Here is a 14,546-nt window from a genome sequence, read left to right as displayed (position 1 = left end):
GTGGAATAACACATGGATTCTCTATATCTACTTATCTCAATAGGAGTAAACAAGTGAAAACTTGGCTTGTTGCATTAGCTTCTTTATTGCTTTTAGCTGGTTGTGAAAAACCAGTCGAGCAAGTTCATTTAAGCGGCCCAACAATGGGCACCACATACAACATTAAATATCTTCAACAAGATGGCATCCCGTCTTCTGAAGATCTGCACAAAGAGATCGATCGCTTACTTGAAGAAGTAAACGACCAGATGTCAACGTACCGCAAAACGTCAGAGCTGAGCCGTTTTAACCAGTTCCAAGACACAACTCCGTTTGAAGTTTCACCTCAGACTGCAACTGTGGTTCGTGAAGCGATTCGTCTTAACGAAGTGACTTTAGGGGCTCTTGATGTCACTGTTGGCCCGTTGGTGAACTTGTGGGGGTTTGGCCCAGAAGCGCGTCCTGAAGTGGTTCCAACCGACGAAGAGTTAGCAGAGCGTAAAGCGAACATCGGTATTGAGCATTTGAGTGTTGAAGGCAACATGCTGAGTAAAGACCTTCCTCATTTGTACGTTGACCTTTCGACGATTGCTAAAGGTTGGGGTGTGGATGTGGTTGCTGACTATATTGAATCTCAAGGCGTTGCTAATTACATGGTGGAAGTCGGTGGTGAAATCCGTTTGAAAGGTGTCAATCGTGAAGGTGTCGGTTGGCGTATCGCGGTAGAAAAACCGACAGTGGATGAACGCACGATTCAAGAAGTCATTGAACCGGGTGACTATGCGATTGCTACCTCTGGTGATTATCGTAACTACTTTGAGCGTGATGGTGTGCGTTACTCGCATATTATTAATCCCCAAACAGGGCGCCCTATTAACAACCGTGTTGTATCGGTAACAGTATTAGATAAATCCTGTATGACAGCGGATGGTCTTGCAACAGGTCTAATGGTGTTAGGCGAAAGCAAAGGTATTGAGATCGCAGAGCAAAATAATATTCCTGTGTTTATGATTGTGAAAACGGATGACGGTTTTGAAGAGATTTCTTCAAGCGCATTCAAACCATTCTTAAACCGCAAATAGCAGAAGTGAGTTTGTCATTATGAGTACGTTTCTGATTACTTTCGGCGTCTTTTTGGCTGTTATCGCAGCGATGGCTGTGGGCTATATTTTCCAGAAAAAAGTCGTCAAAGGCAGTTGTGGTGGTTTAGGTGCAGTTGGCATTGAGAAAGTGTGTAATTGTCCCGAGCCATGTGACGCACGTAAAAAACGAGAAGCTCGTGAAGCGGCAAGAGCTGAGAAATTGGCTGCTTGGGAAAAAGACCGCATCGCGTAAACGTGTCAGCAGTTCTGATTAAAAAAGGGTTCTATCGTTAGATAGAACCCTTTTTGTTTGAGTATGGTTATAAGGCATTAGATTTAAGGCGTTAGATTTTAAGCGTTAACCAGTTGGTTTCGTCCACCTTCTTTGGCGTTGTACAGACGCATATCCGCAACTTTTATCTGCTCATCAAGGGTACCTTTCATGGATGTGGCACCTATGCTGATAGTGTATTTGATTACTTGACCTTGATGTTCAACTTGATCAGCTTCAATACATCGACGCATGCGTTCAAGTTGTTTACAGAACTTTTCGAACTCACCGTCATAGTGAATACAGAACTCTTCGCCACCAAATCGGGCCACAACCTGATCACCGAAAAAGGCTTTGAGAATATCTGATATGTGAATCAAAGCGGCGTCGCCACCATCGTGGCCATAGTTATCATTGACCTTCTTAAAGAAGTCGATATCAAGCATGGCAATACAGCGCTCTGCTTCACTTTTGCCAACAGTGTCGAATAAGTAACGGCGATTCCACAGGCTGGTTAGAGCGTCTTGGTTGGCAAGCTTAAACAGTTCCTTAGTCGCTTCCTGCATATTAAGCAGTTGGTTTACGCGACAAAACAGCTCTTCCTGATTAAACGGCTTATGCAAGAAGTCATTAGCACCTGCTTTCAAATATTGAGCAGTGATGGTTTTATCGTCTGAACCGGATAAACCAAGAATCGAAATACCATCGTGAGTGCTGTGACGGCGGATTTCACGAATCATCTCAAGTCCGGTCATTTCAGGCATATAGTTGTCGCTGATGATAAGGCTGATGTCAGGATTTTCCGCCAGTTTTTCCAGCGCTTCTTCACCGTTGCTGGCGTGAGTCGTGCGAATGTACTGCGATTCTAGTAGTTGACAAATAGTACGTCGAATCATGGTGCTGTCATCCACGATTAGCGCATGATGAAACTGGTTGTTCTTGATACGTTTAGCAAACGGAATGACGTACTGCACTGAGCTGAGGCTGTCTTTGAGAATGTAATCTAGAACCCCCTTTTTAAGAAACTTTTGACGAGTTTCCTGCTCAAATTTGGCGGTAAGCACGACAACTTTGAGTTGTTTGTGTAATAAGAGGTCGATCACTTCTCCATCTTCGGCATCGATAAGGTGGTAACACGACACAACAAAGGCGAAGTCAGTTCTCAACTCCAGTATTTGCTTGGTTTGCCCGAGATCTTCACACACAATGACCTCAAACCCCAGCTCCGAAAGTTGAGTGCTAAGGTAGTTACGAAAAGTACGACTTCCATCTATAACGAGTACAGAGTTGCTTGAACGATTCACGATAGCTTTGCCTTGATTGAAATCGATGCCGATTGATGGTTTTTTAACAGGGTGCCTTTTATACATGAGAACTGAGTTATCAGATGTAGGAATAAGATGATTAATTGACGGACTATGTCGGTATTTTGTCATGTGAAGAAAGTTGTTTTCGTTTTGCTTAAATTGGTTCTACAATAACTGTGTTTTTGTACAGTTGTCTGGTGGCGTGTGGAACAAGAATCGACGAGAAAAATCATTCATATTGATATGGATTGTTTTTATGCCGCAGTAGAGATGCGTGATAACCCGTTATATCGCGACAGGCCGTTAGCTGTCGGAGGGCATGAGAAACAAAGAGGAGTGCTGAGTACCTGTAATTATGAGGCGCGCAAATTTGGCGTCCGTTCTGCTATGCCAACGGCTCAAGCTTTGAAGTTGTGTCCTCAGCTCTTAGTGGTGCCCGGTAGAATGTCGGTATATAAAGATGTATCACGTAAAATTCACGCCATTTTCCTGCGCTATACCTCAATCATTGAACCGCTATCCTTAGATGAAGCTTTTCTGGATGTTACCGATGTCGAACTCTGCCATGGAAGTGCCACGTTGATCGCTCAAGCAATCCGCAGAGACATTTGGAATGAGCTTGAGTTGACGGCATCAGCGGGAGTCGCACCGATAAAGTTCTTGGCTAAAGTCGCTTCTGATATCAATAAGCCTAACGGTCAGTTTGTGGTTACGCCGGAAGAGGTGCAATCTACCGTTGATAAGCTACCGTTAGAGAAAATTCCCGGAGTCGGGAAGGTGAGTTTAGAGAAGTTACACCAAGCTGGCTTTTTTCTTTGTGAAGATATCAAGAACAGTGACTACCGTGAGTTACTGAGAAAGTTTGGTCGCTTAGGTGCATCGTTATGGAAGAAGAGTCATGGGATTGATAATCGGGAAGTGGTCGTAGAACGTGAGCGTAAGTCTGTCGGGGTTGAGCGTACTTTCAGCCAGAATATTTCGACATATGAAGAGTGTTGGCAAGTCATCGAAGGGAAGCTGTTCCCTGAGCTGGATATTCGTTTAGCAAAAGCGAGTCCGGATAAAGCGATCATTAAACAGGGGATTAAGGTAAAGTTCGCAGATTTTCAGCTTACGACCATAGAACATATTCACCCGCAGTTGGAGCTGGATGATTTCAGGCAGTTGCTTAGTGATGTTCTGAAACGTCAGAAGGGGCGAGAGATCCGCTTGTTGGGGCTGTCTGTGATGTTAAAACCAGAAGAACAATCTAAGCAGCTCAGTTTCTTTTAGGCTTTTTTCTATAGTCTGATTTAGCTTAAGATACCTGAGTATTTAAGCGTTCCACTTGCTCTAAATCTGCTAACCCAGCGCTTTGGGCATAATAACTGACACGGCATTAACGTATCACTAATCAACATTCGATATTGTTAAGCAAAATTTAATTTCTAAAGGTCAACAGACCTGAGAGACAGGTATGAAAAAGACAATTTTACTCGCTTCGTTATTGTGTAGCTCTTCTGTTTGGGCTGCTCAATGTAAAATCGATGTGCAAAATGAAGTTCATCTAAGTGGCTCTAGTGTTGAAATACATACAACCAGTGGCGACACCGCAGTGATGGATGGAAGCAACCGTCTCTATCTTCATGGTGAACAAATTGAATTAGACAGTTCTCAGCAACAAGCTATCCAATCTTACCGAGAAAGTGTCAGTTCAGCAGTTCCCCGTGCGAAAGCGCTGGCTCAGAAAGGAATGGATGTCGCCAGTGAGCTGCTAGATGACGTAGCGGAAAGCCTCGATGCGCCAAACGCATTTGAAGGAGTTAAGCAGTCTATGAAAGATTTTTTTGCTGATGTAGAAAGCCGTTATTACCAAGGTGAAGATTTTGTTTTACCCGCCAACACCTTTGAATCTATGACTCAGCAATGGCAACAGGATTTTGAAAAAGCAAAAGCCATGTTTAGTCAGGAGTTTTTCTCTAGTGCGTTTGATGCTGTGTCTGAAAAGATGAAACAGGACGGTGGTATAAACCTGACCGAACTGGGCAACACCATGAGTGAACTGACTGCGAAGTTCGAAGCCCGTTTGAGAGAGCATGAAGCTACAGTAGAAAAAGAAGGCAAAGAATTGTGTGAATCCCTTGATGATATTGTTGAGCAGGAGCAAGAATTGCACAAAAAGATACCTGAACTAAAGAATTACCAAGTCTTTACGATCTAAACTAAAAGAGCGCATCAAGCGCTCTTTTTTACTTTGGTCTATTTGAAGGTGCGATGAGTTTTAACAATGTTAGTGTTCGTTGGATAACGGTCATAACCGCTGTATCTGTTGTGATTTGTTTTGTTGCCTGCTACTTAGCGTTTAAGTATTTATGGAGCTATGATCGTCAAATCGCACAAGCCGAGGAACTACAGAGAGAAGAGATTGAACGAGTTGAAACTGTTATTGATATTGCCAAGCTTAAACTGGGTGATTCGATTGTGGATTATGCTGCTTGGGACGATATGGTTGAGTTCATCCGTTCTCCAAATGAAGAATTTATCGAAAGCGGTATTGGTGCACACTCATACACATCACAACTCATAAATGGCTTTTTTGTCTTTGCAGCAGATAAAACCTTTGTATGGGGAAAAACGCTTGATATCGAGACCAACCATCTCGTTGATGATGAGCGTTATACTCAATATTTCCCAACAATTCTTAGCCAAGCAGAGCAGTTGGACACTAGTTTTGTAAAAGCAGTCGTTCACTTCATTGTGATTGATAATGAGCCTTATTTTGCTGCTGCTTCTCGTGTTTGTAATAGTGACGCATCAGGCTGTGATAAAGGGTACATTATCTTCTTCAAGAAGCTTTCTGAGCGCTTCTCTCAGCAGATAAATAAAGCCACCGGCATTCAGATCGACATTCTAGTTAACGAAAGCAACACTCAAACATTCGAGCCTGCTAAAAATGTCTCCTATATCACTAAGCTCGATTACAACGCCGGATCTAGTGTGGTTATCAAGGTATTTCACCATGTGAAAATTCCAAGCTTTATTGTTTGGGAAGAGGTGTTTGCACTTTTGGCTTTTTCTATCATGTTCTATTTCATCAATCTTCTGTTGGCTAAATCTTTGGTCAAGCCCATCACCAACGCCAATCTGGTATTGGAGAAGTTTCAAGCACAAGGTGGTTTCATTCCAGATGAGTCTTATTTCATTTCAAAAGAGATGAAAGGCTTTGCTCGAAGTATCAACAAAATCATGAATGACTTAGAGGCAAGCCGACGAGAGCTACGCTGGCAGTCTGAGCACGACCCACTTACGGAGCTATCTAATCGCCGCCATTTAAACAGTCGTCTGACGGCTTTTATAAATGACTATCACTTTAGTCATATTTCGCTCTATTTGGTGGATGTCGATTATTTCAAATTGTATAACGATAATTTGAGCCATATGGATGGTGACAATGCCTTAAAGGCTGTTGCTAAAGCTCTTGAAGCTGTTGAGTACAACGGAGACAAGATCGTTGCTCGCTTTGGTGGTGAAGAGTTCTGTGTGGTATTGGCCAGTGATGGGCCTATTAATCTAAGTGAACATGCACAGAAGCTAAAAGACGCGGTTTCCAATTTGAAGATACCTCATCCGTTTATCCCTATAGCGGGGCGCGAACACTTATCTATTAGCATTGGTGGAGTGCAAATAGATAAACCTAGCATGGCTTATTTTCAAGAAATGTTTCATCAGGCTGATCAAGCACTGTATTCAGCAAAGAGAAAAGGTAGAGATCAGTACGTTGTACAACAATTCAACAAACATTCTGTGCGTTTAATCGGTGTAAATTAATTATTACGTAATAAATGCTAAATATTTGTCTATTAAAGCAGCAAACTGTACTGGTGTTTATTGTGTCACTAGTCAATTTCATTTAATGTACTAGCCAACTAGTTTGTTGATATTTATTGTGAGTAGTGATGACGCAGAGTAATACCCGCGAAACTTTTGGTTCACGCCTTGGGTTTGTGTTGGCCGCAGCTGGTGCTGCAGTTGGCCTTGGAAATATTTGGGGTTTCCCCACTCAGGCAGCCAGTAATGGTGGTGGCGCATTCCTGTTAGTCTATTTGGTTCTCATTTTAGTGGTTGCGTTCCCTATGCTGGTGGTTGAAATGGCCATTGGACGTTCAGGACAAGCAAACCCTGTTGATAGTATGCGTTCACTGACGCCTAACCCTACAGCTAAGAAAGCTGGAGCATTAGTCGGTTGGTTAGGTCTGAGTGTTCCTAGTGCCGTACTGGCGTTTTATAGCATCGTTGGTGGGTGGATCATCTGCTTTATGCTTGGCGCTATTACAGAGTTACTGGGTATGGAAAGTGCGACCGCTTGGTTTAAAGGCTTTAGCGTTGAACGTAACTTATTCGGTACTTTAGTGTTTTATGTTCTCACTATCTTGATTGTTCAAGGTGGTGTTAAACAAGGTATTGAAAAGTGGTCAACCCGCTTAATGCCAGCGCTGTTCGTTCTATTTGGTGTTCTGTTCATCTACATCATGATGCAACCGGGTGCTATGGAAGGTTTACAGCATTACCTAGTACCTGATTTCACAAAGATTTTTGACCGTAAAATGATCTTGGCTGCGATGGGACAAGGATTCTTCTCTTTGACCATTGGTGGTTGTTCAATGCTGATCTACGGTTCTTACTTAAGTAAGAAAGAAAATCTGCCGAAAATGGCGATGAACGTGACGTTAGTGGATACCAGTGTCGCTTTTATTGCGGGTCTTGTTGTTCTTCCTGCTATGTTTGTAGCAATGAATAAAGGTGTACAGATATACGCAGAAGACGGTTCACTATTGAGTTCGGATACTTTGGTCTTTACGGTTCTGCCTTTAATGTTTGATAGCCTAGGCGTATTAGGTCAGTTATTTGCAATCGTGTTCTTCTTGTTGTTGACGATTGCTGCGCTGACTTCATCTATCTCTATGTTGGAATGTCCAGTCGCTTTGGTATCAGAACGCTTTAACACTAAACGTACACCAACAAGTTGGGTTTTAGGTGGGCTGATTGCTCTGTTCAGTGTCGTGATTGTTTACAACTTTGGTGAACTGTTTGGCTTAGTGGCTACCACTGCTACACAGTACTTGCAACCGACAGCAGCATTGATGTTCTGTTTGTTTGGTGGTTGGGTATGGAATCGTAACGCTAAGCTTAAAGAATTGGAGCATGGCTTCCCAGAGTTCCGTCAAAGCACTTTTGGAAAAATCTGGCCTTGGTATGTGAAGTTTGTCTGCCCAATTTTAGTAGCAACGGTTATCTGGGCTTCGTTTGGTTAATCCAAGCAGAAACAAAAAACCTTGGTAGTGATACCAAGGTTTTTTTATGCATGAAAAGCAGAGTTTATTGTTCTTGCTATTCCGAGGGGGATGGCGGCATGATTTGCCCTGTGGTGAGAGGCTCTAAATCCACTTCGATAAACTCTTCAATGAAATCACCCACTAGTTGTTCAACCATGTCGTCATTTTGAGTGAAGTAAGCGAGATGGAATACTGCGTCACCTTCATTCACTAAAGGTAGTGTCTGCTGACCGATAACAATACCGCCTTTGTTGGCTTTGACTTCAACTTCGACGTTGCCCAACGGTGAGTTGATGTAAGCTAATACTTGACCTTTATCTACACGATCGCCGAGTGACACTACGGTACGTAAGATTCCATCTGCTTCAGCACGTAACCAACTGGTCGATTTTGCTATCACAGAGCTTGGTAGTTTTTTGCGGCTAGCGCGTAGCATACCAATAGTTTGCATCACACGTTTGACACCAACGACACCTGCACTGATCGCAATAGGCTCAAAACGAAGCGCTTCACCTGCTTCATAAGTCAGTACTGTGATACCAGATTTTTCTGCTTCACTACGTAGAGAGCCCATTCTGAGCGGGGAATCCAGAATTACTGGTGTTGCGAAAGCCTGAGCAATACGCAGTGTTTCTGGATTGCTTAAGTCTGCTCGAATTTGAGGGAGGTTTGTTCTGTGAATCGCACCAGTATGCAGGTCTATGATGTAATCACATTTCAACGCGACTTGGGAAAAGAAAATATGCGCCATTCTTGAAGCTAGAGATCCGCTGTCACTGCCGGGGAAGCAGCGGTTTAAGTCACGTCTGTCTGGTAAATAACGAGACTTATGAATAAAGCCGAAGACGTTCACGATAGGTACGGTAATAAGCGTACCTTTGAGCTTAGTAGGATCGATGGAGTTAATAAGTTGTCTTACGATCTCTACACCATTAAGTTCGTCACCATGGATGGCGGCATTCACCATAAGTACCGGTCCCGGTGAAGCGCCATGGATAATTTCGATAGGAATGGAAAGGGGCGAATGGGTATAGAGTTTCGCACCCTCCAGTTCTATGACTCGCTTGGTTGCTGGGGGAATTTTCTCCCCCAGAAATTCATATGCAGTATTCTTATATTTTCTAGCCTTTACCACGTGTTCTTGTCCTTTTACTTGCCGCATTTTTTTCTAGAAATTCGACAATCATTCCGGCGATATCTTTGCCGGTTGCAGCTTCAATGCCTTCTAAACCTGGTGATGAGTTTACTTCCATGACCAAAGGTCCTCTCGCAGAGCGAAGTAAATCAACACCAGCAACATTAAGCCCCATGATTTTAGCGGCTTCAATAGCTGTTTTACGTTCTTGTGGTGTGATCTTAATCAGTGATGCTGAACCACCACGGTGAAGGTTAGAACGGAACTCGCCTTCAGCCCCTTGTCGCTTCATTGCTGCGATAACTTTATCACCAATGACGAAACAGCGAATATCCGCACCGCCAGCTTCTTTAATATATTCTTGAACCATGATGTTCGCTTTCAGGCCCATAAAGGCTTCGATAACACTCTCGGCTGCTTTGCGAGTTTCGGCAAGAACAACACCGATACCTTGAGTACCTTCAAGCAGTTTAATTACTACAGGTGCACCGCCAACCATGTCTAGTAAATCTTTAACATCATCTGGCTTACTTGCAAAACCTGTAATCGGCATACCAATCCCTTTACGAGAAAGCAGCTGCATTGAGCGTAACTTATCTCTTGAGCGACTTATCGCGACAGATTCGTTGGCTGGGTACACACCCATCATTTCAAATTGACGTAATACTGCTGTGCCATAAAAGGTGACTGATGCGCCAATTCGTGGAATAACCGCATCAAATCCAGCTAACTCTTCACCCTTAAAATGGATTTCAGGTTTATCTGAATTGATATTCATGTAACAACGTAAAGCATCAATCACTTTGACTTCGTGCCCACGCTGCTTACAAGCTTCGATTAATCGCTTGGTTGAATATAGCGAAGAGTTGCGTGACAGAATACCAATTTTCATAACTTGGGTGCCTCAAAAGGAATTAAAAACGATGCTGTTGGATCAACAACAATCCTATGGTGCATCGAGGTGCGACCTAAAAGCATGCGGAATGCCATATTTTCTCTATTGGTTAATGTAATTTCCGCAGGCCACGTTTGTCCGCCTAAACTGATGTCGGACTTAATAACGTAACGAGATTCTTCATGACCACCTGAGTCTCGTACTGTTCTCTCTTCTATTACTTCAGCCTCACAAACTACTACAGTATCCACATCGTGTTGATTAGGGTGGATCCAGAAGCGAACCCAAAGTTTGTCTTCTTTAGTAAAGCTCTCTAACTTAAATGCGTGTAAGCAAGATGTGCGGGCTCCGGTATCAATTTTCGCTTTAATTTTCTCAATACCTAACCCAGGAAGGCTAAGTCTTTCACGCCATCCGACAGTCATTTTTTCTTTCATCGCAGTATCTTAGTGTTTTGTTTGGAATTTATTTAAGGCTGAAATGGAGAACAGCCCGCATATGCGTCGTGAAGACGTAATGCCCTGAATAGAGTGTGGTGAACTTCTCTGGGAACTTCAAGGACGCGCACTCTAACAGTAGTGATTATTGTCTCGCTAATGAAAAAAAATGGTCGTATCGACAAAAATATTTGTTCATAAGCAAAAAAGCCGAAGCTGTCAGCTTCGGCTTGGTGTCAGGCTTTTCTGTTAAAAAACTTAAGATTTAGCTGGGATATTTTCCAGTAGCGCAACCATTTGTTCCCAGAATAATCCAACAGTATCGATTTTCACTTTTTCATCTGGAGAGTGCGGGAATTTAATCGTTGGACCAAAGGAAACCATGTCCATATTTGGGTAAGGTTTCTTAAACAGACCACACTCAAGACCTGCGTGAATCACCATGATATTTGGCTTATTGCCGTAGATACCTTCATACATGTCACGGAAGATATGCATGATTTCTGAATCTGCGTCTGGTTTCCAGCCTGGGTATGCGCCTGAGAATTGAATTGACGCACCTGCGAGTTCAGCAACTGACGTTAGCATTCCTTCAACTTGACTGCGACCTGAATCGATCAGTGAACGGATTAGGCAAAGTACGGTGATTTGGTTCTCTTCCGTTTTAATTACACCCACGTTTAATGACGTTTCAACCACACCTTCAATGTCATCACTCATACGGATAACGCCATTAGGACAAGCGTTTAATGCAGCAATGAATGGTTTCTGTGTTTCAACTGTAAACATATCAACAGCGGTTGGCTGAGCTTCGTTGAATGTAACAATATTGGTTTCAACTTTGCCAAGTTCTTCTTTTATTAGATTGGTATAGAAGCTGTATAGCTCCGCTAACTTCGCTTCATTTTCAGCAGGAAGAGCCACAGTCACGAATGCTTCACGCGGAATGGCGTTGCGTAAGCTACCACCGCGGAATTCGACTAAGCGTAGATCCAACTCATTTGAGTGACCCGCTAAGAAGCGAGCAAGTAACTTGTTTGCGTTGCCACGACCAGTATGAATATCACATCCTGAGTGACCGCCTTTTAAGCCTTTAAGTACAAGTTGGCGAGTGACAAAATTGGTTGGGATTGCTTCACGTTTGATGTCGAACTTCATTGAAGCATCAACACCGCCAGCACAGCCCATATAAACTTCGCCTTCTTGTTCTGAATCGGTATTTAGAAGAATTTCACCTTCTAACCAACCCGCTTCAAGACCGAATGCGCCAGTCATTCCTGCTTCTTCATCAATAGTAAGCAAAACTTCTAGTGGACCATGTTTGATGTCGGTTGACGCTAGTACAGCTAAACATGCCGCCATGCCCATACCGTTGTCAGCACCAAGTGTTGTACCTTTTGCCGTTACCCATTCGCCATCAATATAAGGCTGGATTGGATCTTTAGTGAAGTCATGGTCGGTGTCTTCGTTCTTCTGAGGAACCATATCGATATGAGCCTGAAGCACGACAGCTTTCTTGTTCTCCATTCCCGGAGTTGCTGGCTTTTTGATAAACAGGTTGCCCGTTGTATCGCGGCGAACTTCCATGCCAAGTTCTGTTACCCAGCCAATAATGGCTTGTGCTAGCGCTTCTTCATGTTTTGAAGGGTGCGGAATTGAGCAGATTTTATCGAAAAATTGCCAAACTGGAGCGGGTGATAGGGTGCTAATTTCAGAATGGAACTCAGACATAGATGACTCCTTTATTTATCTATACCCCGATTAAATGGTGAGGAAAGGTTATATATGTAGAGAAATAACCTGTCTGACGGGGCAATATTTGTGTGACAGCATACCATTGAGTCGTTAAATCGAGTAGTAGCAAGGAAGGGGATTTTTTGCGGAGTATAGTTTGATAAATGCGTTGCGACTCGTAACGTATAATTGGATTACTCAATAAGTTGCATTTATTTTGCTATGCACTTCAAAAATAAAATATGATTTATGTAATTTTATTACCAATAATTCCGACATTATTGTAGGTTTTATAAGAATAATGTGATTTTAATCACTATTAATTTGTAATGTTTTTTCTTTGTGGTATATTAGTAACCAATTCGAAAGCGATGCATTCGAAGCCAGTTTACCTTCGTAATATTAATGAAAGATGTTACGTCGATCGGCAATGTTACACCCCACACGCCTTTGGTGAGTGAGACCAAATGCATGTGATTTGAACAGTAATGTTCACCCCTATATATTGGAATTTTCTTTTAGTCACAGCTTGGTGAACCAAGTGTGGTTAATATGATTCGCCGCCATCTGTACCTCAGATGGCGTTTTTTTTGCCTGCTGTTAAGTATTACTCTTCAATGATACTGACTTCTCCAATGAAGTAGCCTTCTTCATCAAAGCGTTTCAGCTCATTGTTTTCATAAACGATCGTAATGTGTCGAATATCTGAAAATTGCCAGTTACGCCATTGGTAAACAAATTTGTCATTTTCTACCCACCAGTAACCTTCATCAATATCATTAGGGCGATCGGAAATTCCGATCATTTTGCCATCCGCTTGCAGAGTGATCCGATAGGGGATATTGAAGCAATCTTTGGATAGCAGTGTTTTATTGGTCACCATAGCTCTAATTTGTTGTCCCGTTAATGGCGGTTCGGAGCATTCGGCCAATATAATATTGGGTAAAACTTCTTTAGCTATACGCGCCAGTTGAGCAATACCTTCACGTATATTCTCGGTGCGAATCGATTGGAAACTCAATCTAAAGCTATTGTTCTTGTGGTTGCAGCAGTAATACTTCTGCCCGTTATTAATCAAAATACCATTCTCTTCTGCAAGTCGCTCAAATCGAGTTGCATCAAAACTTTCCTTATAGTCAACCCAAAAAGCGGTTCCGGCTAACGATGGAGTAACACCGGATTGCGGAAAGTAATAGTTCATTGCTTTTTCCATCGTTAACCACTTTTCTCTATAGCGTTTAAGTAGCTTCTGAGTCAGCATGTCGTAGTAGCCTAGACTGAGGAACAGAGCTAAGGTCTGACAGTTACTTTTGGGTGGCAGACTGTGCGTACGTACTTGCAGTGCTTTGATTTGATCGATTAACGGCGATGCCGCAACGATAAATCCAATCCGTAACCCTGGTGCAATCGTAGAGGTGAAGCTGGATATGTAGATGATTCGCTCTGTTGGATACTCGCACCTCAGCGGAGGGCAGCTATCTTCAATGAAGTTAACATCGTGTTCAAAATCATCTTCGATAATCAAAAAGTCATGTTCATTCGCTGATTCAATAAGTGCCCTGCGCCTTTCTGGTGACATACGAACGGTGGTTGGGAACTGATTACTGGGGGTTGTATAAACCAAATTGCAATTGTTGAGACGAGAATCGATGACTAACCCTTTTGCATCGACATCAATAGGGACTACATTTGCTCGACGAGCTTGAAACTGAACAAGTGCTTCTGGGTAGCCAGGGTTTTCCATACCTACTGACGTTTGTTTAGAAACCAGTAATCGAGTGAGGTAGTAAAGGCTATTTTGGCAACCCAGTGTAATGGCGATATTTTCTTTGTTAACGAATATTCCACGTTTAGTCAGAACACGAGTACGTATCTGTTCAATTAACTCTTCATAATCATTATGGTTTGATGTCCAACTACGATGATTACTTTTATTTAAAGATTGAATACTGCACTTACGCCACTCACTCACAGGAAAGAGATCTTCATCGACCATGCCATTAACGAACAAATAAGGGTAGTTGGAAAGATCTTTTACTGAGGCATCAGAGAGGGACTGTTCACTGTTTAAGTAATCATCCCAATTGAGAGTTGAGACTGGTTGTGCGCTTTGCTGATCGGGTGATGCCTTATTCAGTTCAAGCTGAGGATTAACGTAATAGCCTTTTCTTTCTATTGGTATAAGTACCCCTTCCTCGGCTAACTGTTCGTAAACGCGTAAAATCGTGTTGCGGGAAACTTTGAGTTTTTCGGCTAATTGGCGTGAGGAAGTTATGCTGGTTTGCTTTGGAACAAAACCTGCGAATATGGCTTTAGCGATGTCGCTTTTGATTTGATCTTGCAGTGTTCTCGAATCTTGCGAGTCGATATGAATAAATTGATACAGCATAGCTT

The 14,546-nt window shown here is 42.7% G+C and carries 12 protein-coding genes; 6 read left to right on the top strand and 6 right to left on the bottom strand.

Annotated elements, in window-relative coordinates:
• Positions 1-53 precede the first annotated feature (53 nt).
• A complete protein-coding gene (locus ACRQQK_RS03420) occupies positions 54-1,061 on the top strand; it encodes an FAD:protein FMN transferase (protein WP_457510064.1) in 1,008 nt (335 codons plus the stop codon).
• Positions 1,062-1,080: 19 nt separating this feature from the next.
• Positions 1,081-1,314, top strand: coding sequence for a (Na+)-NQR maturation NqrM (gene nqrM, locus ACRQQK_RS03415; protein ID WP_042480206.1), 234 nt, complete (start codon positions 1,081-1,083; stop codon positions 1,312-1,314).
• A gap of 98 nt (positions 1,315-1,412) precedes the next feature.
• Here nqrM and ACRQQK_RS03410 read toward each other — a convergent pair whose 3' ends face one another.
• Positions 1,413-2,702, bottom strand: coding sequence for a GGDEF domain-containing response regulator (locus ACRQQK_RS03410; protein WP_457510063.1), 1,290 nt, complete (start codon positions 2,700-2,702; stop codon positions 1,413-1,415).
• Between the two features lie 141 nt (positions 2,703-2,843).
• Between ACRQQK_RS03410 and dinB the strand changes: the two genes are divergently transcribed.
• From dinB to ACRQQK_RS03390, 4 genes are all read left to right on the top strand, one after another.
• Entirely contained in the window at positions 2,844-3,911 is a 1,068-nt protein-coding gene (gene dinB / locus ACRQQK_RS03405; protein WP_457510062.1) for a DNA polymerase IV, read from the top strand.
• A gap of 184 nt (positions 3,912-4,095) precedes the next feature.
• Positions 4,096-4,839: a YggN family protein gene (locus tag ACRQQK_RS03400; protein ID WP_457510061.1), complete on the top strand. Its 744-nt coding sequence runs from the start codon at positions 4,096-4,098 to the stop codon at positions 4,837-4,839.
• 53 nt (positions 4,840-4,892) lie between these two features.
• Positions 4,893-6,446, top strand: a complete 1,554-nt coding sequence (locus ACRQQK_RS03395) for a sensor domain-containing diguanylate cyclase (RefSeq protein WP_457510060.1) — start codon at positions 4,893-4,895, stop codon at positions 6,444-6,446.
• Positions 6,447-6,574: 128 nt separating this feature from the next.
• Positions 6,575-7,930 (top strand): sodium-dependent transporter, encoded by a 1,356-nt coding sequence (locus ACRQQK_RS03390; RefSeq protein ID WP_457510059.1) that lies wholly within the window; start codon positions 6,575-6,577, stop codon positions 7,928-7,930.
• Positions 7,931-8,006: 76 nt separating this feature from the next.
• Here ACRQQK_RS03390 and ACRQQK_RS03385 read toward each other — a convergent pair whose 3' ends face one another.
• From ACRQQK_RS03385 to ACRQQK_RS03365, 5 genes are all read right to left on the bottom strand, one after another.
• A complete protein-coding gene (locus ACRQQK_RS03385; protein ID WP_457510058.1) occupies positions 8,007-9,113 on the bottom strand; it encodes a succinylglutamate desuccinylase/aspartoacylase family protein in 1,107 nt (368 codons plus the stop codon).
• Positions 9,073-9,978: a 30S ribosomal protein S6--L-glutamate ligase gene (rimK, locus tag ACRQQK_RS03380; protein WP_042480199.1), complete on the bottom strand. Its 906-nt coding sequence runs from the start codon at positions 9,976-9,978 to the stop codon at positions 9,073-9,075. Before rimK ends, ACRQQK_RS03385 begins: the two co-directional genes overlap by 41 nt.
• Entirely contained in the window at positions 9,975-10,418 is a 444-nt protein-coding gene (locus tag ACRQQK_RS03375) for an ATP-dependent zinc protease family protein (RefSeq protein ID WP_112403204.1), read from the bottom strand. Before ACRQQK_RS03375 ends, rimK begins: the two co-directional genes overlap by 4 nt.
• Before the next feature lie 258 nt (positions 10,419-10,676).
• Positions 10,677-12,149, bottom strand: a complete 1,473-nt coding sequence (locus ACRQQK_RS03370) for an aminoacyl-histidine dipeptidase (protein WP_457510057.1) — start codon at positions 12,147-12,149, stop codon at positions 10,677-10,679.
• A 610-nt stretch (positions 12,150-12,759) separates the two neighbouring features.
• On the bottom strand, positions 12,760-14,541 hold the full coding sequence (locus ACRQQK_RS03365) for an aminotransferase-like domain-containing protein (RefSeq protein ID WP_112403200.1): 1,782 nt from the start codon (positions 14,539-14,541) through the stop codon (positions 12,760-12,762).
• Positions 14,542-14,546: the final 5 nt, after the last annotated feature.

This window comes from Vibrio sp. C8 (assembly GCF_054051265.1).
The sequence above is the reverse complement of the archived record's forward strand: the minus strand, read 5'-3'. Positions and strand labels throughout refer to the sequence as shown.

Coding starts and splice junctions, on each gene's coding strand:
- ACRQQK_RS03390 (WP_457510059.1), top strand. CDS start 6,575: ATGACGCAGAGTAATACCCGCGAAACTTTTGGTTCACGCCTTGGGTTT.
- ACRQQK_RS03375 (WP_112403204.1), bottom strand. CDS start 10,418: ATGAAAGAAAAAATGACTGTCGGATGGCGTGAAAGACTTAGCCTTCCT.
- rimK (WP_042480199.1), bottom strand. CDS start 9,978: ATGAAAATTGGTATTCTGTCACGCAACTCTTCGCTATATTCAACCAAG.
- ACRQQK_RS03385 (WP_457510058.1), bottom strand. CDS start 9,113: ATGCGGCAAGTAAAAGGACAAGAACACGTGGTAAAGGCTAGAAAATAT.
- ACRQQK_RS03365 (WP_112403200.1), bottom strand. CDS start 14,541: ATGCTGTATCAATTTATTCATATCGACTCGCAAGATTCGAGAACACTG.
- ACRQQK_RS03410 (WP_457510063.1), bottom strand. CDS start 2,702: ATGTATAAAAGGCACCCTGTTAAAAAACCATCAATCGGCATCGATTTC.
- nqrM (WP_042480206.1), top strand. CDS start 1,081: ATGAGTACGTTTCTGATTACTTTCGGCGTCTTTTTGGCTGTTATCGCA.
- ACRQQK_RS03370 (WP_457510057.1), bottom strand. CDS start 12,149: ATGTCTGAGTTCCATTCTGAAATTAGCACCCTATCACCCGCTCCAGTT.
- ACRQQK_RS03400 (WP_457510061.1), top strand. CDS start 4,096: ATGAAAAAGACAATTTTACTCGCTTCGTTATTGTGTAGCTCTTCTGTT.
- ACRQQK_RS03395 (WP_457510060.1), top strand. CDS start 4,893: ATGAGTTTTAACAATGTTAGTGTTCGTTGGATAACGGTCATAACCGCT.